At 57.3% G+C, this 25,822-nt stretch carries 25 protein-coding genes; 10 read left to right on the forward strand and 15 right to left on the reverse strand.

The features are described from left to right. The first annotated feature begins 234 nt into the window (after positions 1 to 234). The 3 genes from ACRZ9X_RS11160 (at position 235) to ACRZ9X_RS11170 (ending at position 5,073) form a co-directional block, all read left to right on the forward strand. A complete protein-coding gene (locus tag ACRZ9X_RS11160; protein ID WP_480518771.1) occupies positions 235 to 2,541 on the forward strand; it encodes a Tex family protein in 2,307 nt (768 codons plus the stop codon). 448 nt (positions 2,542 to 2,989) lie between these two features. Beyond that, positions 2,990 to 4,390 (forward strand): selenium-binding protein SBP56-related protein, encoded by a 1,401-nt coding sequence (locus ACRZ9X_RS11165; protein ID WP_480518773.1) that lies wholly within the window; start codon positions 2,990 to 2,992, stop codon positions 4,388 to 4,390. Positions 4,391 to 4,395: 5 nt separating this feature from the next. Next, complete coding sequence (locus ACRZ9X_RS11170; protein ID WP_480518775.1) at positions 4,396 to 5,073, forward strand: hypothetical protein; 678 nt, start codon at positions 4,396 to 4,398, stop codon at positions 5,071 to 5,073. A 73-nt stretch (positions 5,074 to 5,146) separates the two neighbouring features. On the opposite strand, the gene ACRZ9X_RS11175 is transcribed toward ACRZ9X_RS11170, so the two are convergent. Both ACRZ9X_RS11175 and ACRZ9X_RS11180 read right to left on the reverse strand, forming a co-directional pair. Continuing rightward, complete coding sequence (locus ACRZ9X_RS11175; RefSeq protein ID WP_480518777.1) at positions 5,147 to 5,881, reverse strand: response regulator transcription factor; 735 nt, start codon at positions 5,879 to 5,881, stop codon at positions 5,147 to 5,149. Further along, a complete protein-coding gene (locus tag ACRZ9X_RS11180; RefSeq protein ID WP_480518779.1) occupies positions 5,878 to 7,068 on the reverse strand; it encodes a GAF domain-containing sensor histidine kinase in 1,191 nt (396 codons plus the stop codon). Before ACRZ9X_RS11180 ends, ACRZ9X_RS11175 begins: the two co-directional genes overlap by 4 nt. A gap of 220 nt (positions 7,069 to 7,288) precedes the next feature. Between ACRZ9X_RS11180 and ACRZ9X_RS11185 the strand changes: the two genes are divergently transcribed. Genes ACRZ9X_RS11185 through ACRZ9X_RS11205 form a run of 5 tightly spaced genes read left to right on the forward strand, consistent with a single transcriptional unit; the run spans position 7,289 to position 12,569 of the window. After that, a complete protein-coding gene (locus ACRZ9X_RS11185; protein WP_480518781.1) occupies positions 7,289 to 8,302 on the forward strand; it encodes a substrate-binding domain-containing protein in 1,014 nt (337 codons plus the stop codon). A 4-nt stretch (positions 8,303 to 8,306) separates the two neighbouring features. Continuing rightward, positions 8,307 to 9,779: an ATP-binding cassette domain-containing protein gene (locus ACRZ9X_RS11190; protein ID WP_480518783.1), complete on the forward strand. Its 1,473-nt coding sequence runs from the start codon at positions 8,307 to 8,309 to the stop codon at positions 9,777 to 9,779. After that, complete coding sequence (locus ACRZ9X_RS11195) at positions 9,776 to 10,702, forward strand: ABC transporter permease (RefSeq protein ID WP_480518785.1); 927 nt, start codon at positions 9,776 to 9,778, stop codon at positions 10,700 to 10,702. The genes ACRZ9X_RS11190 and ACRZ9X_RS11195 overlap by 4 nt, the downstream gene beginning before the upstream one ends. After that, positions 10,699 to 11,676, forward strand: coding sequence for an ABC transporter permease (locus ACRZ9X_RS11200; protein ID WP_480518787.1), 978 nt, complete (start codon positions 10,699 to 10,701; stop codon positions 11,674 to 11,676). Before ACRZ9X_RS11195 ends, ACRZ9X_RS11200 begins: the two co-directional genes overlap by 4 nt. Further along, positions 11,673 to 12,569, forward strand: coding sequence for an SMP-30/gluconolactonase/LRE family protein (locus ACRZ9X_RS11205; RefSeq protein ID WP_480518789.1), 897 nt, complete (start codon positions 11,673 to 11,675; stop codon positions 12,567 to 12,569). The genes ACRZ9X_RS11200 and ACRZ9X_RS11205 overlap by 4 nt, the downstream gene beginning before the upstream one ends. Positions 12,570 to 12,579: 10 nt before the next feature. On the opposite strand, the gene ACRZ9X_RS11210 is transcribed toward ACRZ9X_RS11205, so the two are convergent. Both ACRZ9X_RS11210 and mgrA read right to left on the reverse strand, forming a co-directional pair. Further along, positions 12,580 to 13,482, reverse strand: coding sequence for an NAD(P)-dependent oxidoreductase (locus tag ACRZ9X_RS11210; RefSeq protein ID WP_480518791.1), 903 nt, complete (start codon positions 13,480 to 13,482; stop codon positions 12,580 to 12,582). A 27-nt stretch (positions 13,483 to 13,509) separates the two neighbouring features. Continuing rightward, the gene (gene mgrA / locus ACRZ9X_RS11215; RefSeq protein ID WP_480518793.1) at positions 13,510 to 14,547 is read right to left on the reverse strand and encodes an L-glyceraldehyde 3-phosphate reductase; all 1,038 of its coding nucleotides are present in this window, start codon (positions 14,545 to 14,547) and stop codon (positions 13,510 to 13,512) included. Between the two features lie 169 nt (positions 14,548 to 14,716). Here mgrA and ACRZ9X_RS11220 point away from each other — a divergent pair, with 169 nt between their 5' ends. Further along, a complete protein-coding gene (locus tag ACRZ9X_RS11220; RefSeq protein WP_480518795.1) occupies positions 14,717 to 15,598 on the forward strand; it encodes a GntR family transcriptional regulator in 882 nt (293 codons plus the stop codon). Here the strand turns inward: ACRZ9X_RS11220 and ACRZ9X_RS11225 are convergent, their stop codons facing one another. From ACRZ9X_RS11225 to ACRZ9X_RS11275, 11 genes are all read right to left on the reverse strand, one after another. Then, positions 15,599 to 16,720 (reverse strand): alpha-hydroxy acid oxidase, encoded by a 1,122-nt coding sequence (locus ACRZ9X_RS11225; RefSeq protein ID WP_480518797.1) that lies wholly within the window; start codon positions 16,718 to 16,720, stop codon positions 15,599 to 15,601. Then, complete coding sequence (comE, locus tag ACRZ9X_RS11230) at positions 16,720 to 17,274, reverse strand: sulfopyruvate decarboxylase subunit beta (protein WP_480518799.1); 555 nt, start codon at positions 17,272 to 17,274, stop codon at positions 16,720 to 16,722. Before comE ends, ACRZ9X_RS11225 begins: the two co-directional genes overlap by 1 nt. Continuing rightward, positions 17,271 to 17,777, reverse strand: coding sequence for a sulfopyruvate decarboxylase subunit alpha (locus ACRZ9X_RS11235; RefSeq protein WP_480518801.1), 507 nt, complete (start codon positions 17,775 to 17,777; stop codon positions 17,271 to 17,273). Before ACRZ9X_RS11235 ends, comE begins: the two co-directional genes overlap by 4 nt. Positions 17,778 to 17,825: 48 nt before the next feature. Further along, positions 17,826 to 18,236: a universal stress protein gene (locus ACRZ9X_RS11240; RefSeq protein WP_480518803.1), complete on the reverse strand. Its 411-nt coding sequence runs from the start codon at positions 18,234 to 18,236 to the stop codon at positions 17,826 to 17,828. Positions 18,237 to 18,259: 23 nt separating this feature from the next. Further along, positions 18,260 to 19,240, reverse strand: a complete 981-nt coding sequence (locus ACRZ9X_RS11245) for a zinc-dependent alcohol dehydrogenase (RefSeq protein ID WP_480518805.1) — start codon at positions 19,238 to 19,240, stop codon at positions 18,260 to 18,262. Then, on the reverse strand, positions 19,237 to 19,998 hold the full coding sequence (locus tag ACRZ9X_RS11250) for an SDR family NAD(P)-dependent oxidoreductase (RefSeq protein ID WP_480518807.1): 762 nt from the start codon (positions 19,996 to 19,998) through the stop codon (positions 19,237 to 19,239). Before ACRZ9X_RS11250 ends, ACRZ9X_RS11245 begins: the two co-directional genes overlap by 4 nt. Further along, entirely contained in the window at positions 19,991 to 21,298 is a 1,308-nt protein-coding gene (hisD, locus tag ACRZ9X_RS11255) for a histidinol dehydrogenase (protein WP_480518809.1), read from the reverse strand. The genes ACRZ9X_RS11250 and hisD overlap by 8 nt, the downstream gene beginning before the upstream one ends. Positions 21,299 to 21,310: 12 nt before the next feature. Beyond that, complete coding sequence (locus ACRZ9X_RS11260) at positions 21,311 to 22,639, reverse strand: TRAP transporter large permease (protein WP_480518810.1); 1,329 nt, start codon at positions 22,637 to 22,639, stop codon at positions 21,311 to 21,313. Positions 22,640 to 22,650: 11 nt separating this feature from the next. Then, positions 22,651 to 23,163: a TRAP transporter small permease gene (locus ACRZ9X_RS11265; RefSeq protein ID WP_480518811.1), complete on the reverse strand. Its 513-nt coding sequence runs from the start codon at positions 23,161 to 23,163 to the stop codon at positions 22,651 to 22,653. 112 nt (positions 23,164 to 23,275) lie between these two features. Beyond that, entirely contained in the window at positions 23,276 to 24,421 is a 1,146-nt protein-coding gene (locus ACRZ9X_RS11270; RefSeq protein WP_480518813.1) for a TRAP transporter substrate-binding protein, read from the reverse strand. 22 nt (positions 24,422 to 24,443) lie between these two features. Next, the gene (locus ACRZ9X_RS11275) at positions 24,444 to 24,629 is read right to left on the reverse strand and encodes a hypothetical protein (RefSeq protein ID WP_480518815.1); all 186 of its coding nucleotides are present in this window, start codon (positions 24,627 to 24,629) and stop codon (positions 24,444 to 24,446) included. A gap of 135 nt (positions 24,630 to 24,764) precedes the next feature. On the opposite strand from ACRZ9X_RS11275, the gene ACRZ9X_RS11280 reads away from it, so the two are divergent. Then, a complete protein-coding gene (locus tag ACRZ9X_RS11280) occupies positions 24,765 to 25,799 on the forward strand; it encodes a LacI family DNA-binding transcriptional regulator (RefSeq protein ID WP_480518817.1) in 1,035 nt (344 codons plus the stop codon). Positions 25,800 to 25,822 lie beyond the last annotated feature (23 nt).

Genomic DNA, 25,822 nt, shown 5'->3' on the forward strand with positions numbered 1-25,822 from the left:
AATCGATACTCAACTTTAGGTAGCGGTGATCTGGGCATATTTTCAGTTAGCCATCTTCGCTCGTAACCAAACGGCGCAAAACACTGACCTCTGGAGGCAAAGTGCTGAAACATTGAGGTGAAAGTTAGACAAACTCGTCTGTTCTTGCAGTTCTGAGTTTTTTTCGAACGCGCTCTTCCCCCGGACCTGCAGTGCGTCTAGAACGGCTGTCCAACCGCTGTAACGGAGGCCCCCTTGGACCGTATCGCCCGCACCATCGCCACGGAAATCAACGCGCGCCCGGAACAGGTGGGGGCGGCTGTCAAGCTGCTGGACGACGGCGCGACGGTCCCGTTTGTTGCGCGCTATCGCAAAGAAGCCACGGGCGGTCTGGATGACAGCCAGCTTAGGGTTCTGGCGGATCGGTTGATCTATTTGCGCGAGTTGGAGGCGCGGCGCGAGAGTATTGTGAATTCGATCCGGGAACAGGGCAAGCTGACCGATGAGCTGACTAGACGGCTTGTGCAAGCCGAGACCAAGGCGCAGTTGGAAGATATCTATCTGCCCTATAAGCCCAAGCGCCGAACCAAAGCCATGATTGCCCGGGAAAACGGGCTGGAGCCTCTAGCTGATGCGATACGCGCAGATCGCACGGTCGACCCCGAGACTTTGGCTGAACAATTCCTCAGCGATGCTGTTCCCACTGTCAAAGATGCCCTGAACGGGGCCCGGGACATTGTGACGGAACAGTTGACAGAAACCGCTGAACTGCTGGGGCAATTGCGCAGTTTCATGCATCAAAACGCGATGCTGACGTCGAAGGTTATTGATGGCAAGGAAAAGGACGGCGCGAAATTTAGTGACTATTTTGACCATGCCGAGATGTGGTCGAAAGTGCCCTCACACCGCGCGCTGGCGATGTTGCGGGCGTCGAAAGAAGGGGTTGTGACGCTGGATATCGCGCCAGATCTCGAGCACGGGGCTGCGCGGGCCGAAGCCATTGTTGCCGCTTTTCTGAACACACGCACGGATGCGCCGGGTGATGTATGGCTGCGCAAGGTCGCTGGCTGGACCTGGCGGGTGAAATTGTCGCTCACGATGATGGTCGAGTTGATGGCGGATCTGCGCAGCCGTGCACAGGACGACGCCATTCAGGTCTTTGCGCGCAACCTTAAGGACCTGCTTTTTGCAGCCCCTGCCGGTGCGCGGCCCACATTGGGCTTGGACCCGGGCATACGCACAGGTGTCAAAGCAGCCGTGGTCGATGCGACGGGCAAGGTGCTGGCGACGGATACGCTTTATCCGTTTCAGCCAAAGAATGATGTGCGCGGTGCTCAGGCGACAATCCTGAAACTGATTTCCGAGCACAACATCGAGCTTATCGCCATCGGCAATGGCACAGCCAGCCGCGAGACCGAACGGCTGGTCGGGGACACGGTGGCGATGTTGCCGAATAAGGCCAAAGCGCCAACGAAAGTGGTTGTGTCCGAAGCCGGTGCTTCGGTCTATTCCGCCTCCGAGCTGGCCGCGCGGGAGTTTCCCGATCTCGATGTCTCGTTGCGTGGTGCGGTTTCAATCGCGCGGCGGTTGCAGGACCCAATGGCCGAGCTGGTCAAGATCGAACCCAAAAGCATTGGCGTTGGTCAATATCAGCACGACGTGGATCAACATCGTCTGACGCAGGCACTTGAGGCCGTGATCGAAGATGTGGTGAATGCGGTTGGGGTGGACCTGAATATGGCCTCGGCCCCTTTGTTGTCGCACATCTCGGGCCTTGGCCCCGGGTTGGCCGAGGCGATCGTGGCGCATCGCGATATGAACGGCGCGTTCTCATCGCGAAAGGATTTGCTGAAGGTCTCGCGGCTTGGACCGCGCGCGTTCGAGCAATGCGCCGGGTTCCTGCGTATTCGCGACGGGGCTGAACCGTTGGACGCGTCTTCTGTTCATCCCGAAGCCTATGGTGTCGCGCGGCGCGTTGTGGCTGCCTGTGGGCGCGACATTCGGCAGATCATGGGGCATGACGGCGCTTTGAAAGGTGTCCGCGCCGAGCAGTTTGTAGATGACACATTTGGCTTGCCGACCATTCGCGATATTTTTGCCGAGTTGGAGAAACCGGGCCGGGACCCGCGCCCCGGTTTTGTCACGGCAACCTTTGCTGATGGGGTCGAGGACATTTCCGATCTGAAACCGGGTATGGTTCTGGAAGGCACAGTGACAAATGTCGCGGCCTTCGGCGCGTTTGTTGATGTCGGTGTGCATCAGGATGGGCTTGTGCATGTCAGCCAGCTGGCCGACCGGTTCGTCAAAGACCCTCATGATGTGGTTACAACCGGTCAGGTCGTCAAAGTGCGTGTGGTCGAGGTTGATACAGCGCGCAAACGCATTGGTTTGTCCATGCGCAGGGATGGTGGTCATCCTGCCCGGCAGAACAAATCATCCAAAAAGCAAACAGTTTCAACCGAGAAGCAAAACGGCCACAAACCTGCGGCCAAAAAAGGTCGTGAAGTATCCCAGAACAACGCGATGAGTGATGCACTAAAGAACGCGTTCGGCCAGAAATAACTTACGCTCAAACGTCCTCGGAAGCCAAAGGAAACGCAGCGCGGCGCGCGGTCGTGTTAAAACATCTGCTATGACAATCATGTTTGCGACACGTGAGTTTGCTTGCTAGCCTTGAGACTTGGGTTGAAAAAGAACTTGATCCAAAAGCGCTTTTCTTCATCCTGTGATCAAGGATGTCGCAAAAGCGATACCTGATCAAAGCCCATGCTGCATGGCCGGGGAAATCCCGGATGGTAGATCCACAATCTGATCGTGGGCGCCAATGCAGACAGCGGGCACCTGAGGCTCGGCGCGCTGTCAAGTTGGCGATGCGCAGTCAGGCAAAACCGCATCCGCAGTTGGCCGCCGGACCTGGCGGCCCCAATAGCGCTGTGAGTGTGCGATCCGAACGTCCTGAACGGGTGTTTTGGGCCGTGTCCAACCCTCGAAGGTACTTGGGAGAAATGCAATGAACTTACGACCAGATCCGACGTTTCACGCGTCGCCAAAACTGGCCATGCAGGCCCCGGTCGAGAATTTTGCTTTTACCGTGATGCTGGGCAAGGATGCCAGCCAGCATGACGGTATTGCCGTGATCGACTTGCGGGACGGCTCTGATACATATGGCCAGATCGTGCATACGGTGATGACACCAAGCACTGGGGACGAGTTTCATCACTTTGGCTGGAACGCCTGTTCCTCGTCACTGTCACCTTTGTCCGGTCACGCTTTCCTCGAGCGGCGTTATCTGATTGTACCGGGTATCCGTTCAAGCCGCATCTACATATTCGATGTGAAGGAACCGCTGAACGCCAAGATACACAAGATTATCGAACCAGAGGAAGTGTTTGCAAAAACCGGCTATTCGCGCCCCCATACCATCCATTGCGGCCCCGAAGGCATCTATGTCTCGACCCTTGGTGGGGGTGGGCCGGACGGAACGGATGGTCCTCCGGGGATATTCATCATGGATTGCGAAAGTTTCGAGATCATCGGTCGGTACGAAATGGATCGGGGCAAGCAGGACAAGCACTACGATTTCTGGTGGAACCTACCGCAAGACTATATGGTCAGTTCGGAATGGGGTCTGCCACCGCAATTCGAGAACGGCCTGGTGCCCGAGGACTTGCTCAGCAACAAATACGGTCACGCGATCCATTTCTGGGACCTGCGGGCCCGCAAGAATATCCAGACGATTGACCTTGGCGAGAACCATCAGATGGCGCTGGAAATCAGGCCGGCCCATGACCCGACCAAATCCTACGGTTTTTGCGGCGTAGTGGTTGATACCACCAACCTGCAAGGCGCGATCTTCACCTGGTGGCGCGGTGATGACGGGACATGGCAGGCAAAAAAAACCATCACCATCGACCCCCGCCCCGAGGATCCCGACAACCTTCCCGATTTGCTGAAAGGTTTCAGCGCCGTGCCGCCTCTGGTCACCGATATCGACCTGAGCCTGGATGACAAATATCTGTATGTCGCCTGTTGGGGCCTTGGTGAGATGCACCAATATGACGTGTCGGACCCCTTCAATCCGGTTTTGACCGGCAAAGTGGAGCTTGGCGGCATCGCGCGGGAAACCAAACACCCCAATGGCAAAGGCTTTGTCTTCGGTCCGCAGATGGTGGAAATCAGCCGCGATGGAAAGCGTGTTTACTGGACCAACTCGCTGTATTCCACTTGGGACAATCAGTTCTACCCGCACCATGAAGGCGGTCAGATGGTCATGGCCAATGTCGGGGACGATGGCGGTTTTGCGTTGGATCATGATTTTTACGTCGATTTCCCCGAAGGGACCCGTGCCCACCAGATCCGTCTTGAGGGAGGCGACTGTTCAACGGACAGCTTCTGCTATCCCTCGGTCTGACGCACATGGAAGACCTGTCATTGACGGCCCTGTGGTGGGCCGTCATTTTTTCGGGGTTCTATCATGGCATCAACCCGGGAATGGGGTGGCCGCTCGCCGTGTCTTCTGCATTGATGGAGCGCAGGCCGTCCGCCATGGCCAAAGCTCTGGCGATGCTTGCGCTGGGTCATTTTCTGGCGATGATCGGGATTTTGCTGCCCTTTTCGCTGATGATCATTCTGGTCGAACGCGAAGCCGAGATCAGAATTGGGGCCGGTGTGATCGTGGTTGCGATGGGCGTCTATCTTCTGATCAACCGCAAACATCCAAAGATACTATCCCGGATCCACCCGGCCCGCCTGGTGCTGTGGTCGTTTCTGGCAGCGATGGCGCATGGGGCCGGGTTGATGCTGGTTCCCATATATTTGGGCATCTGCGGCCTGCTGGAACCCGGGAGCGTTGCCGACACCGGGCATGCTGCGGTGCAGGTTCTTATGGGCAATGATGTCCTGACCGCGCTTTCAGTCGCTATTGTCCACACGCTGGCGATGACCGCCGCCGGAGTGATAATTGCGGTAGCCGTGTACTATTGGTTAGGACTTACCTTCATCTCGAAAAGCTGGTTCAACCTTGATGTTGTCTGGGCGATTAGCCTGATCCTTGTTGGCGGTTTTGGCATCTATTCGGCTGCCTTCGGACATTGAGGCCCGACCAATTAATACTCAGAAAGGTTTGAATCGCCGCGCCGACAGAGTCTCATTTCGCGGGAAACTATGATCAGCGCAGGTCGACGGTGGCCCGCAGAACCCACTCGGCCAGGTCTTTTTCCGCGGCAGCGATGGACTCATTGTTCAATATTTGCGTGGTCATCGCCTTGGTGACGGCCCGAACGCGCTTGTTGATCGTGACGTCACCGATATCGAGAGACAAATCACTGACATCCAGCTTTTCGTAAATGGACAACAAGCGGTTTTGTATTGTGCGCAAGGCCAGTTTGCGTCGTGTGGCAATCGCCTTGTCGGGCAGCCCAAGGGCCAGATCGGTCAGGATGGCAAGCTCGACCTCTGTCAGGGCCTCGCCCGAGCGGCTTTGATCCCGCTGGATCTGGTGAATCTCGCGATCGACCATGATCTGCGCTTCGAGCAAGACCGCGCGCAGCGCCAGATGCATACGCGACGGGCTGGCGGTCTTGAGGACGTATCCGTAAGCGGCTTCTTTCGGGACGATCCGGGCAATGCCTCGCAGGTATGCCTCGTCCGAATAGTTGGACCAGAACAGAATACGGGTGTCGGGCCGTTCCGACCATATCGTGCGGGCAGCTTCGATCCCGTTACGTTCTTTCATGCGCAGGTCCATCACGATGGCTTCGACCCGGCTTTGACGCGCTTTGACTTCTCCGTCCCGCCCGTTAGTGGCGAGGGTGATTTCAGTCGCTTCGGGCAGCGCCTCGCTGACCAGCTCTTTTAGGTAGCTGGCATGCATCGTGTCATCTTCGACCAGAAGAACCTTCATGCCATCACCTCTTTGCGTGGACATTCGGAAGCAGGAAGGCGCACGCTGATTTCGGTGCCTTGTGCATAGTGAATTTCGAAATGCGCAGCGATCAGCCGGGCGCGGGTCCGCATATTTGTCAGACCGCCCGACGCTTTGGTCGATTGAATGGCGGCGGCGCTGGCTCCGTCATCCCTGATCCGAAGATGCAGCCCATCGCGGCACTCAATCTCGACGCGAATGTTTTGTGCGTGCGCATGCCGGACCGCGTTGTTGATCGCCTCCTGGGCGATGCGAAACATGGCAATGCGCTTGGTTTGCGGGAGGTCGTCGATCATGCCGTCCGACAGGTCGCGCACATCTATGTCAATGTTCTGATCGGCGCCCACGGCACGTTCAAGATGTGTCCGGACCGCATGTTGAAAGCCGAACAGCTCCAACAGTGAGGGGATCGACGTGTCAATGATCTCTCGCAATCCCTGAATACAGCTTTGCATGCTTTCACGCAGCGCCTCGATATCCTTGCGGGACTTGCAGCGTTCCAGTTCGCGGCCGATCCGGGTCATGTCGGCAAGAGTTTGGTCATGCAGATCCATCCCGATGCGCTGTCGCTCCAACTCCAGCGCGTCCGTCAGGCTGAGTGCACCCAGCCGCAATCCTTCCTCGCGTGCCTGCACCTCGGCCCGCATGATCGCTTCGCGCTTGGCCTGCTCGTTGGCCCGAAGCGCATAGAAATAAGGGGCAAGAATGTCTGCAATATTGCGGACCTGTTCCACGGCGTGTTCATCGTAAAAGTCGCGTTTTTGCGATGAACAGTTCAGCGCGCCGATGGTGCGGCCCAGCACTTTCATCGCAACATTCACACGGCTGCGCATCTGATGTTTGATGATGGGTTCGCAATCGGCCCCGTCAAAGACATACCGCGGATCTTCCAACGCGTTCCCGGTCAACAGACTGTCGCAACGGCCCAACAGAATATCCCTGACGGGCGAGACCTCGACAGGAGCGCGGGTGCGACTCCAGCTGGTGCGAAGGCCCACTTCGTAGCTTGTGTTCCACTGCCCCTCTTCGTCGATCAGACAGACATCAAGATGGTCGATCTGCAATATCCGGTCGATTTCGGATTTGACCGAGCGCAGCGCGGATTTGATATCCAGATTGCCCGCCAGATGATTGGAAATCCGCAAGTAATAGGCAAGATCGGCCATTTGTGTCTTCTCCTGACCGGTCCGCGACGACCGGCGAGACTGAGTATAGGACTGATGCCCGGCCCTGTCATGCGGATCGCCGCAGTAGATTTGCGGGAACCCGCATGCTTTGCGCGCATCCTACTCTTACGCTTTTGGGTGTTGCGCGGAATCCTTGCGGCGTCGGCTCTGCAGAGCGGGCAAAAGATGTGCGGCAGTTCAGCCGCTCAGGGAGGAAAGTATGAAACTCAAGGCTATCATGCTCGGCGCGGCGGCCGGGATCACTGTGCTTGCTGCAACTGGCGCCGGGGCGGATACGTCCGACAAACGCATTGCATTGTCGAATAACTATGCCGGCAACTCGTGGCGTCAGGCGATGCTGGAAAGCTGGCAAAAAGTTGGTGAGGCGGCAGTCGCCGACGGAACCGTTGCCGCAGCTGACGCGTTCACCACCTCGGAAAACCAGGCGACCGAACAGGCCGCTCAAATTCAGAACATGATCCTTCAAGGCTATGATGCAATTGTCATCAACGCAGCCTCGCCCACCGCCATCAACGGTGCAGTCAAGGCGGCCTGTGACGCAGGCATCACCGTCGTGTCGTTCGATGGTATCGTGCAGGAACCGTGCGCCTGGCGTATCGCTGTAGACTTTCAGCAGATGGGCCGCGAGCAGGTGAAATATCTGGCCGAACGCTATCCTGACGGCGGCAACCTGCTGGAAATCCGCGGTCTGGCGGGCGTCTTTGTGGACGACGAGATCAGCGCTGGTATCCATGATGAGGTCAAGAACTCCAACTTTGAAATCGTGGGGTCGGTCCACGGCGACTGGGCACAGGACGTGGCACAAAAAGCCGTTGCCGGTATTCTGCCCAGCCTGCCCGAGATCGTCGGCGTCGTGACCCAGGGCGGTGACGGCTATGGTGCGGCTCAGGCGATTGGTGCGACCGACCGGGACATGCCGACAATTGTCATGGGCAACCGTCAGGACGAACTGCAGTGGTGGTCCGAACAAAAGGCGGAAAACGGGTATGAGACGACCTCGCTTTCAATTGCGCCGGGCGTCAGCACGCTGGCCTTCTGGGTCGCACAGCAGGTGCTGGACGGCAATGAGGTGCCAAAAGATCTGACTGTCCCGTTCCTGACGATCACTCAGGGCGATCTTGAGGACTCGCTGCAGACCACGCCCAAAGGTTCGGTCGCCAATGTCGAATATACATTGGACGAGGCCAAAAACGTGATCGCGTCAGCCAAGTGATCTGATGAAAGACACTCAATCGATACCCGGCGCATCTGATGCGCCGGTTGTCACGCTGAACGCGGCCCACATGTCCTTTGGGCCGGTTCATGCGCTGCGCGCGGCCTCTATGGCAATTGGGTCGGGCGAATGTGTGGGATTGGTGGGCCATAACGGCGCTGGGAAATCGACCCTCGCCAATGTCATCAATGGACGCCTGAGCCCGACTCAGGGTTCTGTTGCCTACCGCACGAGCGACGCAAATCAGACAAACAGTCAGAATGCGCAATCTTCGGGCATACGAAGTGTGTTCCAGGAATTGTCACTATGTCCGAACCTAACAGTCCTGGAAAACCTGCGCATTCCGTTTCGGTCCATGCCGCGTAAGAACTGGCGGCGGGTGGCGCAACAAAAGATGCAGAATGCTATGGATCTGGTTTTTCCGGGTCATGGAATCCGTCCCCACGCCACGGTTGGCGACCTGACTATTGCGGAACGTCAGATGGTCGAGATCGCTATCGCATTTGCCGACCGTGACAACGAACCCCGCCTTGTCATTCTGGATGAACCCACATCTTCGCTGGATGCCGCAATTGCGCAGCAGCTTTTGGATTACATCAAACGCTTTTGCGCGGCTGGTGGAGCCGTTCTGTTCATCTCGCACATGATGGGAGAGATTTTCGAGGTCTCCACCCGTATTGTCATTATGAAGGACGGGCAGATCGTGGATGACCAGCCCGCCGAAGCCTTCACACGTTCAAGCATCGTCGACGCGATGGGTCATGTGGCCCCTGATGATGAGGCGGATAGCACAACAAAAGCGCAACGCGAGCTAGGGCCGGAAGTGGTCCGGGCCGCCAATGGGCTGAATGCGCGACAAGGCGAAGTCGTCGGTTTGGCCGGTCTGGCCGGTCATGGTCAGGCCGAGGCTTTGGCCCAGATATTTTTCGACCACGCATCGGTTTGGAAATCCTCGGCCAAGCCCGAGGTGGTGTTTGTGGCAGGCGACCGTGCCCGCGACGGCGTCATGCCGCTGTGGTCGATCCTGCGCAACCTGTCTCTGTCCACCCTGCCCGAGTTCAGCACCCGCGTGATGGTGGACCGAAATCGGGAAAGCGGTCTGGTCCAAAGCTGGAAAGAGCGCATTGGAATTCGCACCGACAACCTGCTTAACCCGATCCTGTCCTTGTCCGGTGGAAACCAACAGAAGGTTCTGTTCGCCCGCGCATTGGCATCCAGTGCGCCACTTGTCGTCATGGATGACCCGATGCGGGGTGTCGATGTCGGAACAAAGAAAGAAGTCTATCAGATGATCCAGGACGAAGCCGCCAAGGGGCGCAGCTTCTTGTGGTATTCCACCGAAACCGATGAAATCCTCGAATGCGACCGCGTGTTTGTTTTTCGCGCGGGCGAAATTGCTGCCGAACTTGTGGGCACGGAGATATCCGAGGAAAACATCCTGAAGGCCTCGTTCGAGATGCAGGAGACCGCGCTTTGACCAGTGATCGACTGCGCCTGCTTTTACCTGTCCTGTCGCTGGCTGTGTTGTTGGGGGCGGTATTTTATCTGCAGCCCCGGGCCATGAGCTATTTTGGCCTGAACCTGTTGTTTAACCTGGCTATTCCGGTCGCTTTGGCCACGATTGCCCAGATGATGATTATCATGGTTAACGACATTGACCTGTCGATTGGGACCTTTGTCAGTTTCTGCGCCTGTGTGACCGCCACCTTTGTGCATGACACGCCATTTCTTGGGTATGCCATTCTGGCCGCCTCCATCCTTGCCTATGCGGCGCTGGGGGCTTTGATCCAGCTGCGCGGCCTGCCTGCCATTGTAGTGACTCTGGGCATGTCCTTTGTCTGGGGTGGTTTGGCGGTACTGATTCTGCCTTCACCGGGTGGCGCGTCGCCGGAATGGCTGAAATCACTGATGAGCCTCAAAACTCCATTGGTACCTATCGCTGTTATTGCGCCTTTGGTCATTGCGGTCGTGGTGCACATGTTGATCAAGCGGTCATGGGTCGGTGTAATTCTGCAGGGCGTTGGCGGTAATGAACGCGCGATGGAGCGTGCGGGCTGGTCGGTCATTAAACTGCGCGCCTCGGCCTATGGGCTGGCAGGGTTGTTCGGAGTTCTTGCCGGGATGTCTCTGGTCGGGCTGACAACGGCTGCAGACGCGAATATCGCGCTGCGCTACACGCTTCTGTCCATCGCTGGCGTCATCCTGGGTGGTGGTGAATTTGTCGGCGGGCGAATATCGCCCTTTGGGGCAGTCGTCGGCGCACTGACTTTGACACTGGCCGCCAGCTTCTTGTCGTTCCTGCGCTTGTCGCCGGATTGGCAGATCGGCGCGCAAGGGGCGATCCTGATCCTTGTTCTTGCCGTCCGGCTTATCTTTGTCCGCAAGGGGGCCACAACATGACCGGGAACACCTCTGCGACCGAAGGTCAGCTGAATCCTGTGCGTCTTTTGTTGGGCAAGCCTTGGATCTGGGCTTTTCTGGCGGCTGCGGTGACATTTGGGGCCACCAGCCTTATCGCCGGGTCCGGCGCCGGGTCATTGTTCTATGCTGCGCTGACTTTCGCGTCATTCTCGGCCATTGTCGGGATTGGTCAGATGCTGGTGATCACGCTGGGGCCGGGGAACGTGGATTTGTCCATTCCAGCTTCCATGACGCTGGCCGCCACGTTGTCGCTGAAATTCATGGACAGCGAAACGGCATTGATATTGCCGGGCTTGCTGGTGGCGATCGGCGTGGGTGTCGGGTGCGGATTGGTTAACTTCGCACTGATCCTCTTGCTGCGCATTCCTCCGATCATCGCCACGCTTTCGGCATCATTTCTGTATCAGTCCCTTGCGATCTGGTCGAACCGAGGGCTTCGGATCAAACCGCCTGAACCTTTGGCCGATTTCGCAACCGGCGGTGCACTGGGCATTCCCAATGTCGCGGTTGTGGGGATCGTGCTGGCGGTCGGCGCATGGCTTCTGCTGGAGCGAGCGATTGCCGGGCGCTGGATCTCTGCCATTGGCCAGAACTTGCGTGCTGCCCGGCTGAGTGGCGTTCCGGTGAACGCAGTGAGGTTTGGCGTCTATGTGAATTCGGCCGTCTGCGCGGCACTGGCGGGTTTTCTACTGGCCAGTTTTTCCGGCGGAGCCAACCTGAACATGGGTACGGAATACATGCTGATGTCGATTGCGGTTGTGGTGATCGGAGGCTCGTCGATCGGAGGGGGCAATTCGAACGTACCGGGGATATGGGGCGCGGCCTTGTTCATGTTCCTGATCGTTTCGATGCTGAACTCTTACGGTCTGGGCGCAGGCATCCGCCTGATCCTGACCGGCCTGATCATCGTCGCTGTCGTCGCACTGGCCAGTCGCAAAGGATATGACATATGAAACCTTATGACATCATTCGTCCCGAGTTTCGCGACCTGATCCATACAAATGTCGGGCTTTCACGGATTTCGAAAGGCCACATCTGGACCGAGGGCCCCGTGTGGTTTCCAGCGCATGCGCTTCTCATGTTCTCGGACATTCCGAACGCGCGAATATATCGCTGGACCGAGGATGGTGGTGTCAGCGTGTACCGGCAACATTCCGAATACGCCAATGGCAATACGCGCGATCCGAATGGGCGGTTGCTGACCTGTCACCATGGCAGCCGGTCGTTGGTGCGCACTGAACATGACGGCAGCCGGACAGTCATTGCTGACAGCCATGATGGCAGGCGGTTGAATTCACCAAACGACGTTGTTGTACGCTCGGACGGATCAATCTGGTTCTCGGACCCGACCTATGGAATTCTATCAGACCTTGAAGGTTATAAGGCAACACCCGAACAAGATGGTAGTTTTGTCTACCGTGTTGACCCTGACGACTTGGCGATACAGGTGGTCGCCAAGGATTTCACCCAACCCAATGGGCTTGCATTTTCCAAAGACGAGACCCGCCTCTATATTGCTGAGTCCGGCAGTAGCCATGACCCCTCGGTCCCGTCCATCTTGCGCGTGTATGACGTCTCATCAGATGGAACTTTGGCGGGCGGGCAAGAGTTTGCAGAGATCGACAACGGGTTGCCCGACGGATTGAGGGTTGATCGACATGACAATATCTGGTGCTCGGCGGCGGATGGCGTTCATGTGTTTTCACCTAGCGGAGAGCTTTTGGGCAAAATCCGGACGCCCGAGACCGTTTCGAACCTGACATTTGGCGGTGCTCGCGGCAATGTATTGTTCATCACCGCGTCGACATCCGTCTATTCCATCTTCGTAAACTCAGCCGGGGCCTGAAACGCCGGGATTAACGTTCCTCGTCGGTCAACCCATTCACCTGGGCCACGAAATCCGCAAGCATCGGGACATAGCGATCTCCCTGCCCTGCAGCATCCATGGCCGCAAAGATGTTCTTGATGTCTGCCTGCATGGGTGCAACCGCCCCCACGCTGTTGGCGAGATTGGCCAGATACCGCATGTCCTTGTGCGCGTTGGTAATGGTGAACCTGTGGGCGTTCTCATCCTTCTCAAGCGTCCATTTCATGAAGGTCTCATAGAACCCGTTGGACAGACGGCCGGGGCGGATGATCGAATCCACTTGCTCGACGCTCAGCCCGGACTTGCGCGCAATCGCCAGCGCCTCGGAATACATCGCCGCGTAACCCATGGCGAGGAAGTTGTTGATCAGCTTGACCTTATGCCCCAGCCCGACGTCACCCAGATGCACGACCAGACCAGCCCAACAGTCTATCACCGGCTTGATCCGCTCAAAAGTCCCGGGCGCGGCACCGACCATCGCGTCCAGCGTTCCGGCTTCGGCCTCTTTCGGGGTACGTGCCAGTGGTGCGTCGGCCAGATCCATTCCGGCCTGACGCAACTCTTCGACCAACTGTTGCGTCGAGACAGGATCAGAGGTCGAACAATCGACGACAATGAGCCCTTTCTTCCCCGATGCCAGGATGCCCTGCGGTCCGCGTATCAACTCCTCGACCTGCGGGCTTCCGGAAACGCATAGGTGGATAATGTCACACTGCTGCGCCATCTCCGACGCCGTTCCCACCTCGGTCGCGCCCCGTCGCAACAGATCGTCTACGGGCTGGCGGTTTCTGTGGGCCATGACGACCAGAGGATACCCTTTTTCCACGATATTCTTGGCCATGCCATGGCCCATCAAACCAACGCCAATGAAGCCTATAACGGGTTTAGACATGAGAATTCCTTTCTGACATCGGGCTACTTAGGACTCAGACGATTGCGTCCAGAGATTTACGTCACCATTGGCCGAATAGAGATCAATCTCGGCCAGTTCTTGTTCGGTGAACTGTGTATTGCCAAGTGCGCCAACGCAATCGGTGATCTGCTCTGGTCTTGAGGCGCCGATCAACGCGCTGGTAATTCCTCCGTCCCTCAGAACCCAGGCAATCGCCATCTGTGCCAGCGTTTGCCCGCGCCGTTGTGCAATCGAATTCAGGTTTTTCAGGTTCGCGATTGTTTCTTCGGACAGCAGATTGGGATTCAGTGATTTTTCCCCACGTGCTCGGCTGTCGCCGGGGATGCCGTTCAGATATTTGCTGGTCAACATGCCCTGAGCCAGCGGTGTAAAGGCAATCGATCCAATGCCCAGCTCGGCCAGCGTGTCTTTCAGGCCATCCGTTTCAACCCATCGATTGATGATATTATAGCTGGGCTGGTGGATAATGCAGGGCGTGCCCAACTCTTTCAGGATCGCCGCCGCCTCGCGCGTGCGCTGCGAGTTGTAGGAAGAGATGCCCACATACAGCGCTTTGCCCGAACGGACGATCTGATCCAATGCGCCCATGGTCTCTTCCAAGGGCGTGTTGGGATCGTGCCGGTGCGAATAGAAGATGTCGACATAATCCAATCCCATACGTTTGAGGCTTTGATCACAGGATGCAATCAGGTACTTCCGGCTGCCCCACTCGCCATAAGGCCCGGGCCACATTTCGTACCCGGCCTTGGACGAGATAACCAATTCGTCGCGATGGGCCGCAAAGTCTGTTTTCAGAATCTGACCAAAAGCCTCTTCGGCGCTGCCCGGCGGGGGACCATAATTATTGGCCAGATCGAAATGCGTGATCCCAAGGTCAAACGCCGTACGGCACAGGTCTTGTTTCAGGCTGTGGGGTTTGTCATCCCCGAAGTTGTGCCAAAGACCCAGCGAAATCGCGGGCAGTTTCAACCCGCTGTTTCCGCAGGAATTATAGGTCATGTTCTGATACCGCGCCGCATTGGGCACGTAGCGGGAATGGGTCATTAGAACTGTCCTGTCTAATAGCTTGGTATGTCCAGCTGAGCACTTTTGTCGGTTCAGCCTCAGCAGACGATCAAAGAAGTGGTCGCCAGATATTATGGGACCGAGACGCTGTTCTCAAATGTCTTTAACTGGGTTAAAACCACGTTATTGAACAGTCAGGACCGCTTGGATGCCGCGCCCGGATCGCGTTTTCAAAAACACATATAACACAATGCTGGACAGGCTGGTGGCCGAGGCTTCGATCGAAAACAAATCGATGCTGGCTCGCGAACTTGGCGTCAGCCGAACCACCGTTCGATCCATACTGACCCGGTTGGAGGCGCAAGACATTGTGGCTCTCAAAGGTCAGTCCTACGAAAAGCTGCGCCAGCCGTCACAGTCAGATTATTTCCCGGGATCTGAGACGATGGAGGTGCGCGATGCGCTGGAGGTCGCTTTCATGCGTAAGATCAGGGATCAGGAACTGTCCCCCGGATCATATCTCAGCGAAGGGCAACTGGCCCGTCAACTGGATGTGTCGGTACAGACTGTTCGGGAATTTTTGATCAGCCTCAGCCGGTTCGGATTTGTGCGTAAGGATCACCAGCGTCGATGGGTTCTTGAGGGGGTCAGCAAAACCTATGCGCTGGAGCTTCACGAAGTTCGCGAACTGTTCGAAAGCCGCGCGATTGAGAAAGTGTGCTGTATTCCCGAAGGAGATCCGTTTTGGGGCGGGTTGCTACGTCTGCAGCAGGAACATCGGGAGCTTTCGACGTATGCAGATTTCTCAGGGGTGGACTTTCCCTCTCTGGATGCGAAATTTCACCGGTTTCTCAATGAAAAGGCGGGAAACGGGTTGATTGTCGGGTTTCAGGACGCCATCGCAATGATCTTCAATTACCACTACCTTTGGCCATTGGAGGATCAGACAGATCACCATCACAAGGCGATAACGGATCATCTGGTCATTATCGACAACATCCTGAAACGGGACAAACGAAAGGCCCGCGCTGCAATGCACCGACACCTGTCCGCAACCCGACGCAGATTTATGAACGCCATGTGCGAATGATCAGAGCTCTGGCTGGCGGGTAACGCACTTGAGTTCTTCAATGGATGTGACACCCATCTGGGCCATCGCGATTTCGATCTCATCACTGAGAACCGACCAAAGCTGTTCAAGACCACGCTCGCCTTCCGCGGCTATCGCAAACTGCAGAATACGACCGAAAAAGGCGAAATCCGCGCCGGCCATCAACACTTTGACGATGTCTTCGCCCGACCTCAGGCCGCTGTCAAAAAACAGGGGGAAATCAGGACCAACAGCCTCGCGGATTTCCGGCAACATCAGATATGGGGCCGGGGCGCTGTCCAGTTGCCGAGAGCCGTGACTTGAGACCTGAATGGCATCAACTCCGGCCTGTTTCAGGGCGATTGCGTCTTCGGCATCCAGAACGCCTTTGACCACCAAATGGCCAGGCCATTGATCCCGCAACCGGGCCAGCGTGTCCCACGTGGCTTTGGCGCGGCTTTCAGTTCGGTCAAATTCATAACCGTCCTTCTGGAAATTCGCCATTTGCGGTTTGCCATTTAATAAAGTCGAAACCGACCAGCGCGGATGCAGGGCGAAATCCAGAAACTGACGGGGGCCCATACGAAAAGGCATACGGAATCCGTGGCGCAACTCTCGCGGTCGCCGCCCGACCTCGGGCACATCAACGGTCATGACAAGCGTATCGTAGCCGGCGGCTTTCGCGCGATCGACCAGTTTGAACGTCCCGGACCCGTCGCCGCTGAAATACAGCTGAAACCAGGCATTGCCTTGTGCGACCTCAATGATCTTTTCCATCGATGTGGACGCGACCGTCGAGACGCCCAACGGAATACCATATCGCGCGGCAAGTCTTGCCAGCATGAGGTCGGCGCCGGGCGCAGACAGATTGCACATTCCCATGGGTGCGATCCCAAACGGACGCTGCGCAGGTTTGCCAAGAACGGCGCTTGCCAAGGACCTTTGACTGACATCGCGCAGAATGCGCGGACGCAGGCATGTCGCATCCAGTGCGGCACGGTTTCGAGCGGCTCCGATCTCTGCCCCCGCAGCCCCGTCGATATAGTCAAACACCATCCATGGCAGACGCCGCCGGGCCAGGCGGCGGGCGTCTTCGGCGCTGTGGATGGCGCTGGCTGGCATTAAGCCTTAACGGCCTTCATGAAACGGTCGCGTATCACCACCGGATCCATTGTGATCGGCGGCATCTTGGCATTTCCGCTTTCACATTTGCTGACGATGATTGTCATCTGCTTGGCGTCCAGCGCGTCTTGCAAAACCCGTCCGGTCTCTTCGGCCCGACACTCGATCACACGCTCACAACCCGCGGCTTCGGCCATTTTGGTCAGAGAGGTCTTTTGCCCGGCATAGGTGGGCTGATCGCCGGTCGAGCCATAGGAGCCATTGTCCACGATCAGCAGGATGTAGTTGTCGGCCACGTTGTTGGCGATGGTCGGCAGAGTACCCAGATTGGTCAGCACCGAGCCGTCCCCATCGATTACGATCACCGGTTTGGGCTGCGACAGCGCCAACCCCAGACCGATGCTTGAGGCCAGCCCCATCGTGCCCAGCATGTAGAAATTGCTGGGTTGGTCGTCGATCGCGTGTAGTTCCTGACTGGGAATGCCGATATTGCAGACAACCAACTGGTCACGCAGGATCGGGGCGATTTCTTTCAGAATCTCGGAACGGATCATTGGTCGCCATAGCCTCCCCAGAAATTGGCGTCGGTCAGGATGGCGACCGGCTTGTTGCACATGAAGGTGTATTTCAGGATCGCGTCCAGTTCCTCGACATCCTGCTGGTGATGGAAGTGGTAGGTGGGGATGTTCAACTGTGCCAACAGCGCTTTGGTATGTACGGCCATTTCCACCTGACACGCGATAGGTTCACGCAGTTCACCGCGATAGGAAATCAGCATTGGCAGCGGCATCCGGTAATATTGGATCAAAGTGGCCAGCGTATTGATCGTCACGCCAATCGCTGTGTTCTGCATAATGATTGCGGGGCGCTTTCCCCCCATCCATGCCCCGGCGCACAGGCCCATGCCTTCATCTTCCTTGTTGGATGGGATATGAAAAACACCGTCGCGCGCATCGATTTCTGCGATAACACCCGCCAATTGCTTGCACGGAACGGTGGTCACAAACGAGACATCGTTTGCAACCAGATCGTCAGTGATCTTCTTGTCTATGTTCATTTCCGGTCTGAAAGTCCTGTCTGAGGCGCAAAGGGCGCGATTTACGGGTTAAGGCCTGCGGTGCACATGCACGGCGCAATGCGCGTGACGTACAACCCGGGATGCAGTTGATCCCAGAAAATAGTCGCTGAGGCCCGGCTTATGCGAACCGATGACAATGCAGTCGAAATCCTGCTCGTTGGCAAAATCGATGATCGTGCGCGCGGTGTGGCCTTTCACGATTTCCGCTTTGACCCCACCGATGCCAGATAGTTTTTCATTCAGCAAAGCCGTGGCGGCACGAAATCCTTCGGACACCAGGTCCTTGTCGAGATAGGCATTCACCGACCCTTGCGGCATTTCATAAACATGCAAGGCCACAATCTCGGCTCCGTCCCCGGAAAGTGCCCGGGCCACTTTCAGTGTGTGTTGCGATATGCCGTGGTCCAGAGCCATTGGGACAAGAATCTTCTGATACATGGTCATCTCCATTTTGGGCGGGCTTATTCCCAGGGCTTCAGGATAATCTTGGGCGCGGCCACTTCGCCAGCACGGATTGCACGGAACGCTTCCGCCCCTTCAGACAAAGGGCGTTGCTGTATCCAGTCCAGTGGTCCCAGCCTGCCTTCGAATATGGCCTGTGCGGTGTCGCGGAAATCCTGCGCAGTGTAGGTGTATGTGCCGATAAACGTGATCTCTTGCAGGGTCATGCGTCGTACATCCAGCCCGCCGGTATCTTCCCCCAGTCCGATATGTACAATGACACCGCCGGGTTCAGCGCTGGCTGATGCAGTGACTCGGGTGGCGGCAAATCCGACGGCATCAACCACCAACGGGTAGGTTTCATGGGACGTTTCCAAAGCGCGGCAGCCGCATTGCGTGTTCAGATAGTTCCGTCGTGCAGAATTCGGCTCGGTGATCGTTACCTCCCTGACGCCCATCGCCTTCAGAGCCAAGGCAGCAGCCAAGCCAATAGCACCGCCGCCTATAATCAGGGCATTGGACCGAGCCTCAGGGTGCAGCGCCGTCAGCCCAAGACGTGCGGCATGCCAGCTGACAGCCAAGGGTTCGGCCAAAGCGGCTTTGGACAACGGGACATGATCCGGCACTTCGACCAGATTGCTGTAGGGCATGGAAACGTATTGGGCAAAAGCCCCTTCCCGCGGTGGCATTGAAATTATCTGCCTATGCGCACACAGGTTTTCGCGGCCCGTCCGGCATGCATCGCAAGTTCCACAAGCCACCAGTGGGTTGATCGTCACCCGTGTTCCGTCCTTTGGCCCACCTTGGATGATCCCGGCGGCCTCATGCCCAAGGATCAAGGGGGCGGGTCGCCGCGCGTCGTGCCCGAGATAAGCGTGCATGTCTGATCCGCAAATGCCCACAGCCTCAATCCGTATCAGATGCTCGCCTTCGGCTGGGTTTGCGTCCGGCACATTCTGAAAGGACAATTGTTCGACACCCTCATACACAAGTGCTTTCATTTCGCTGTAAACCCTCCGTCCACCATCAGGACCTGACCAGTTACATAATCCGATGCTTTCGAACACAAAAACAGGATTGGACCGTCGATATCCTCCATCCGCCCATTGCGTTGCAGGCAAGTCTGAGCGGCGTTGCGCTGCGCCCGTTCAGGATCATCAAACACCGATTGCGTGAGTTCGGTGGGAAAGAAACCGGGCCCGATCGCATTGGCTGTAATGCCGAACGGCGACCAGGCCTCGGCCATGGCCCGGGTCAGTTGGCCGATCCCGGCCTTTGACGCGCCATAAGCGATGCCAGCGGGAAAGGCTCTGGTCGTCTGCAAGGAAGCAAAGTTCACAATGCGCCCCCACCCACGTTCCTTCATCGCCGGGACCATTGCCTGACTCAGGAAAAACGGCGCGCTGAGATTCAGGGCAAGCGTTGCGTCCCACCCGTCCGAAGTCACTTCATCGGCGGGTTGGCGGGTGTTAATTCCGGCGGCGTGAACCACGATGTCCGGCGGGCCGAACCTGTTTGAAATGGCCGCCGTCAGTGCGCCAATCGCTGAGCGTTCAGCCACATCCCCGACCACGGAGGCGCAATTCTGTCCAATCTCTTCGCACAACGTATCCAGCGCCTCGGCCCGCCTTGCGACACCGACAACCTGCGCACCAGCACCTGCCAGCACTTTGGCCGCCTGCCGTCCCAGGCCCGAACTGGCCCCGGTGACACATGCAACGCGACCTTCCAGGTCGAAAAGCGCGCGTGGATCAGCCATCTGCAGTCAGGTCGAACTGTTCATCCGGAAAATACTTAGCCAGCCGAACATCTGCTGCACGGGCGTGCCCTTCCATCCCCTCAAGCCGGGAAATTCGGGCCGTTGCGACGGCAATGGATTTTGATCCCTCGCGCGTGGCGCGCTGCCAGGTAACGATTTTCATATATTTGTGGACACTCAGACCACCGGTATAGCTGGCTGCGCCTGATGTGGGCAGAACATGGTTCGTACCCGTTGCCTTATCCCCATATGAAACGGTTGTTTCCTCGCCCAGAAACAGGGATCCGTAACAGGTCAAGCGATTCAGCCACCAGTCGAGGTCTTCGGCCTGCACCGTCAAATGTTCCGGCGCGTATTCGTCCGAGCATTTCGCCATCTCTTCGCGATCCGAACAAATAATAACCTCGGCATAATCACGCCATGCAGCTGCGGCGTTTTCCCGGTTCAACTCAGGTAAATCAGCAATAAGAGTTGGAACCAACGCCATGACCTTTTCTGCCAAACCCCGGTCATCCGTCACCAGCCAGACGGGTGAGTTGTATCCATGTTCGGCCTGGCTGACCAAATCCGTGGCAACTACGTGCGCGTCTGATGTTCCGTCCGCCAGAATCAGGCTGTCAGTCGGTCCGGCGATCATGTCGATCCCGACTTTACCATAAAGAATTCGCTTGGCTTCAGCCACGAACTGATTACCCGGTCCTACAAGGATATTGGCGCGGGGGAGTCCGAACAGACCGTATGTCATGGCCGCGACACCCTGCACACCGCCCATCGCCAGAATGCTGTCGGCGCCGCAGATATGCGCGGCATAAACGATTGCAGGCGCGACGCCTTCGCCGGGTCGCGGCGGAGAACAGGCGGTTATATGTCGACATCCGGCCACTTTGGCGGTGGTCACAGTCATGATTGCGCTGGCAATATGGCTATACCGTCCTCCGGGCACATAGCACCCTGCCGCATCCACGGGGATCGCCTTTTGGCCCGCGACGAATCCGGGAACGATCTCCATCTCGACGTCAGACACCGTCGCCTTTTGTGTTTCGGCAAACCGGCGCACATTGTCGTGTGCGAACCGAATATCGGCCTTGAGTTTTTCCGGAACCCGTGCGCAGGCAGCCTCGATTTCGTCCGCAGCCATCAGCACGTTGCCTTCGTAGCGATCGAACTTGACCGCGTATTCCAGCGCCTTGGCATCGCCGCCCGCCTCGATATCGGCAAGGATCGTCTTGACCGTGTCATGAACCTCGGACGCATGAGATTGCGGGGTAAGCGTTGCCTTTTTCAGGTATTCACGAGGCATCGTTGGCAGGTCCTATCGGTAGATTTCGGGAAGCAGCGTGGTTGACACAGCTGGGACGTATGCGATCAGAATGACCACAATCAACATTGTCAAAACAAAAGGTACGGCGCGCGCCGCGATTTTGAGGATGGACTCGCCGGTAATGCCTGAGACCACAAAAAGATTCAGGCCCAGCGGAGGCGTGATAAAGCCGACACCCAAAGCGGTGATCATCATGATGCAGAACTGGATCTCGTTCATGCCTATATTGTCGGCGAGAGGTTTCAGGATGGGGGCCAAAATAACGATATTCGGCGTCGTTTCCATGACGCATCCGGCAGCGATCAGGATGCCGATCATCAGCAGGATCAGCAAATAGGGATCGTCCGTCAGCGAGGTGACGGCGGTCACGAAACCTTGCGGTACACCCATGATCGCCAACGCCTCGGCCAGCGGGGCGGAAAAGGCGATGATCGGCAGGATCACCCCGTTTACCTTGGCCGAACTCACCAGCATCGAGGGGAAATCGGCCAGCGTCAGTGTGCGCAGGATGAAGCCCATGATGATGGTGACAACCACGGCGGTCGCGCCGGCCTCGGTGGGCGTCAGGCGGCCCGAGAAGATGCCGTAGAAGATGATGCCGGGCACGATGAACGCATACCAGCCTGATTTCAGCGCTTTGCCCAGATTGGCCAGCCATTCGCCCATCGTCATCATGCCGCCGCCCTCATAGGCATAAAGGCGATTCATGATGATGTTGGTGACCAGGATTGAGACCAGAATGGCCAGACCGGGGATCAGCGCTGCCAGAAACAGGGTCGAGGCAGATATCCCCAGCACCAGACCGATGATGATATAGGCAATCGAGGGCGGGATCAGGATGCCAGTACAGGCCCCGGCGGCCACCAGCGCACAGGCATAGGGGCGGGGATAGCCGCTTTCGACCAGACGATTGATGGTCATCCGACCCACCGCTGCAGCCCCCGCCGCGTCCGAGCCCGAGATGGCCGCGAACATGCCGCAGACCAGAACGGTGGCCGAACCAAAGCCGCCCTTGGCAAAACAGGTCAACGCCTCGGCCACGTCCAGAAACTTGCGCGACAGGCCGGTGCGGACCAGCACGTCTCCGGTCAGGATGAACAGCGGCACGGCGGTCAGGGCAAAGGCGTCGATACCAGTGAACAGGCTTTCGCCCACAAGGCTCAGCGGCAGATCGCCCGACATGACCAGCATCACAATCGCGGCGGTGCCGATGGCGGCCCAGACGGGCACGGCCAGTGCGATCAGACCAACGAACAGGATCACGGGCAGGAAAAAGTCCCAGCCCAGCTCGACAGTTTGATTGAGGGAATTCCACAGCATCCGGTCTCTCCTCAGTCAAACAGCTTGTCGCCTTCGAAGACGGGTTTACCGTCTCGCAGGCATTTCAGATCGCGCATGAGCGATTGGATCAGCCGCCAGATCATCAACGCAAAACCGGTGGGAACGGCCATCAGAAACCAGACCTTCGACACGCGCAGCCCGTCCGTGACCGAGCCGAACTTGGCCGAGACATGCACGGCCTCATAGGACCAGTACAAAGCGATCACCGCGACCACGAACATCACCAGATCGCCGAAGATATACAGCAACGCCTTGGGGCGCGGCCCGAGGTAATGCATGATGACGTCAATGCGGATATGGGCGCGTTCCTTGACCGCTGCCGCCGCCCCGATCCAGGCGAGATAGATAAAGGAATAGCGCACGATCTCTTCGCCCCAGATCGACGAGAATGCAAAGATCTCGCGCCGCAGAACCTCGATGGCCATGGTGATGACCAGCATCACGTAGAACACCAGAAGCAGCCAGCGCTCGGCGTTGCGGTCTATGTTTTGAAGAAACGTCATCCTGTCCCTCGGCAAAAGAGCAGCCGGGCCAAAGCCTTCTTGTGCGGGCCCGCCTCAGGCCCGGCTGCTAAGGAAGATCGCGGGCGCAATTGCAGCGCCCGCCGTCTATTTGTTATGCGTCGTGGACGTAATACTTGCCCTGCGTGCCTGCGGCTTCGACCAGCTTTTCGAAGTTGTCCATCGATCCGGCCAGTTCGGTCTTGAACGGATCCCAGTCTGCGTTCTGGTATCCGCCGGCGCTTTCCCATTCGGCCAACTGATCAGAATTGAGCGAATGGAATTGCACGCCTGCCTTGTTGAGTTCGGCCATGGCATAGGCGCGGGCCGAGGGCACTTTGGACAGGTTCTGATGCGCGGTCATTTCCGACCCCCACATGATGCCGTCCTGAACGTCAGCGGGCATTGAGTTGAACCATTCCAGATTACAGGAATAGACCTGACTGTCCGGCACCGCCTGCGTGAAGGTCACGTGGCTGAGGATGTCCTTGAAACCAAAGACGAACAGCGCGCCCACGGACGGATCCAGCGCATCTGCAACGCCCTGCTTGATGGCCGAGGGGGTCTCACCCCAGGCGACGGGTGTCGGGTTCGCGCCAACCATCCGGTAGTATTGCTGCAGCATCTTCGACCCGGGCACGCGGAACTTGATGCCGCTCATGTCGCCCGGCGTTAAGACCGCGTCGCCGCCCTGACGCACCGCAACCACGCGCGGATCGATAACCACATAGAACAACGCCTTGAACCCGGCGGCCTCGACCTTGGGGTGAACTTCGTTTTTCCAGGTGTCCGAATTCACAAGGTTGGTGAATTTCTGGTTCGAGCCGCAGAGATAGGGCATGTTGATCAGATCAACGGTCGATGCGAACGGCGCAAAGTTCGACAGCGAATGCTGTGCGGCCTGAATGGTGCCGCCTTGCACTTTCTGGACCAGCGAACCACCTGCGCCCAGCTGACCACCCGGTGCAAGCTTGACATAAACCTTGCCGTTCGTGGCGTTCTGAATGTTTTCCTTCAGGTCCAGCTGCATGATCGGATAGCTGCGCGATGCGCCAAGAACATAGGCGGTCGCGATTGTCATCACGTGATCGGCGGCCTGTTCACGCTCGCGCTCTTCCTTGGCAGTTTGAGCGGCGGCCTCGGATGACCACAACACCCCCCCTGCCCCGGCGACCAATGCCGCGGTAAACGCACCGCTGGCGCTGAGTTTCAGAAAGTTGCGGCGCTCTGCTGACGCAAGTTCATTTCTATCGTTGTTCATCAATTGCCCTCCCAAGCAAAGTTCAGCTCTCGCGTTCTGCGTTGCGATCAGCCTCCTTTTTCAGAATTGCGACAACGAACAGAATCGACGCCGCGAACAGAACCAACATCTCGCCGACATCCCCAAGAAATGCGCTGTTTGCGAAAGCGCCCATGGCAACGTTCGCAAAATAGATGGCAAATACAAAGATGGATGCAGCAAGGAACATTTTTCGGACTCCCGGTAGAATCGGCCCTGATCTTCTTTGTAAGCGCTTACATCGTAAATGCAAGCGCTTACATTATTACTTCACATCACTCCCGAACGCCCTTACAATTGAGAAAAACGATAATCAGATTCAAGAATGTCAAATCTCCGATCAGCCCCGACTCTGAACGACGTCGCCCGTATGGCAGATGTTTCCACTGCCACGGTTTCCCGATGTCTGAACGATCCAGAGCGCGTGGTTGAGGCCACACGCAAACGCGTGTTGGAGGCCGTGGACAAGCTGGGATATACACCAAATTTCGCAGCTCGCGTCATGGCAGCAAAACGCTCTTTCACGATTGGCGCAATAATTCCAACGATGGAAAATGCAATCTTTGCAAGAGGATTGCAGGCGTTCCAGGAAGAGCTCTACCTGCATGGATATACCTTGTTGGTATCGTCCTCGGCTTACAAACCCACGATCGAGGAGGAGCAGATACGCAAGCTTGTGGCGCGTGGGGCCGACGGTCTATTGCTGATCGGGCATGATCGTGACGATGATTTGTATGCTTATCTGGACCGTCAAAAAGTCCCGGTTGTTGTAGCCTGGTCGTTCCAACCGGGTGAACCTGTGCCTTCCATCGGATTTGACAACAGAAAAGCGATGCAGGCGCTGGCGGAGCGGGTGATCCGGCTGGGGCATACCAGGATTGGTGTCATTTCGGGGATCACCAAGGGGAATGATCGGGCACGCCTTAGGATCGAGGGTATCAGGGACGCCGCGCGCTTGAATGGTTTGCCGTCCAATGCCTTGGCAATCCTGGAAATGCCTTATGAAATCGAGGCCGGAGCCGAAGCATTCAGGCGTTTGATGACGGCGAAGACCCCACCGACAGCGGTGATGTGCGGCAATGACGTTTTGGCCGCCGGGGCCGTGCGGCAGGCGGACGAGATGGGCATCCGCGTGCCTCAGGACGCCTCCGTTACCGGGTTTGACGACATTGAACTGGCGCGCATCGTGCGACCCGGACTGACTACCGTGCATGTGCCGCATCGCGAAATGGGGCGTAAGGCTGCGCAAGCTCTGGTCAACAGGATCGAGCAGCAAAAACCTGCCAAGTCTGTTCAGTTAAAGACAAATATTGTGTCGCGCGACTCTCTTGCCCGTGCAAAACTGACCAAGGTCAGTTGAATACGCCGCACGAATGTCGAGAG

The sequence above is a fragment of the Ruegeria sp. AL1 genome, assembly GCF_056540905.1.

Bases quoted from the DNA above. Each gene is read 5' to 3' on its own strand.
- ACRZ9X_RS11165 (WP_480518773.1), top strand. From the start codon at position 2,990: ATGAACTTACGACCAGATCCGACGTTTCACGCGTCGCCAAAACTGGCC.
- ACRZ9X_RS11170 (WP_480518775.1), top strand. From the start codon at position 4,396: ATGGAAGACCTGTCATTGACGGCCCTGTGGTGGGCCGTCATTTTTTCG.
- ACRZ9X_RS11175 (WP_480518777.1), bottom strand. From the start codon at position 5,881: ATGAAGGTTCTTCTGGTCGAAGATGACACGATGCATGCCAGCTACCTA.
- ACRZ9X_RS11180 (WP_480518779.1), bottom strand. From the start codon at position 7,068: ATGGCCGATCTTGCCTATTACTTGCGGATTTCCAATCATCTGGCGGGC.
- ACRZ9X_RS11185 (WP_480518781.1), top strand. From the start codon at position 7,289: ATGAAACTCAAGGCTATCATGCTCGGCGCGGCGGCCGGGATCACTGTG.
- ACRZ9X_RS11190 (WP_480518783.1), top strand. From the start codon at position 8,307: ATGAAAGACACTCAATCGATACCCGGCGCATCTGATGCGCCGGTTGTC.
- ACRZ9X_RS11200 (WP_480518787.1), top strand. From the start codon at position 10,699: ATGACCGGGAACACCTCTGCGACCGAAGGTCAGCTGAATCCTGTGCGT.
- ACRZ9X_RS11205 (WP_480518789.1), top strand. From the start codon at position 11,673: ATGAAACCTTATGACATCATTCGTCCCGAGTTTCGCGACCTGATCCAT.
- ACRZ9X_RS11210 (WP_480518791.1), bottom strand. From the start codon at position 13,482: ATGTCTAAACCCGTTATAGGCTTCATTGGCGTTGGTTTGATGGGCCAT.
- mgrA (WP_480518793.1), bottom strand. From the start codon at position 14,547: ATGACCCATTCCCGCTACGTGCCCAATGCGGCGCGGTATCAGAACATG.
- ACRZ9X_RS11220 (WP_480518795.1), top strand. From the start codon at position 14,717: ATGCCGCGCCCGGATCGCGTTTTCAAAAACACATATAACACAATGCTG.
- ACRZ9X_RS11225 (WP_480518797.1), bottom strand. From the start codon at position 16,720: ATGCCAGCCAGCGCCATCCACAGCGCCGAAGACGCCCGCCGCCTGGCC.
- comE (WP_480518799.1), bottom strand. From the start codon at position 17,274: ATGATCCGTTCCGAGATTCTGAAAGAAATCGCCCCGATCCTGCGTGAC.
- ACRZ9X_RS11235 (WP_480518801.1), bottom strand. From the start codon at position 17,777: ATGAACATAGACAAGAAGATCACTGACGATCTGGTTGCAAACGATGTC.
- ACRZ9X_RS11240 (WP_480518803.1), bottom strand. From the start codon at position 18,236: ATGTATCAGAAGATTCTTGTCCCAATGGCTCTGGACCACGGCATATCG.
- ACRZ9X_RS11245 (WP_480518805.1), bottom strand. From the start codon at position 19,240: ATGAAAGCACTTGTGTATGAGGGTGTCGAACAATTGTCCTTTCAGAAT.
- ACRZ9X_RS11250 (WP_480518807.1), bottom strand. From the start codon at position 19,998: ATGGCTGATCCACGCGCGCTTTTCGACCTGGAAGGTCGCGTTGCATGT.
- hisD (WP_480518809.1), bottom strand. From the start codon at position 21,298: ATGCCTCGTGAATACCTGAAAAAGGCAACGCTTACCCCGCAATCTCAT.
- ACRZ9X_RS11260 (WP_480518810.1), bottom strand. From the start codon at position 22,639: ATGCTGTGGAATTCCCTCAATCAAACTGTCGAGCTGGGCTGGGACTTT.
- ACRZ9X_RS11265 (WP_480518811.1), bottom strand. From the start codon at position 23,163: ATGACGTTTCTTCAAAACATAGACCGCAACGCCGAGCGCTGGCTGCTT.
- ACRZ9X_RS11270 (WP_480518813.1), bottom strand. From the start codon at position 24,421: ATGAACAACGATAGAAATGAACTTGCGTCAGCAGAGCGCCGCAACTTT.
- ACRZ9X_RS11275 (WP_480518815.1), bottom strand. From the start codon at position 24,629: ATGTTCCTTGCTGCATCCATCTTTGTATTTGCCATCTATTTTGCGAAC.
- ACRZ9X_RS11280 (WP_480518817.1), top strand. From the start codon at position 24,765: ATGTCAAATCTCCGATCAGCCCCGACTCTGAACGACGTCGCCCGTATG.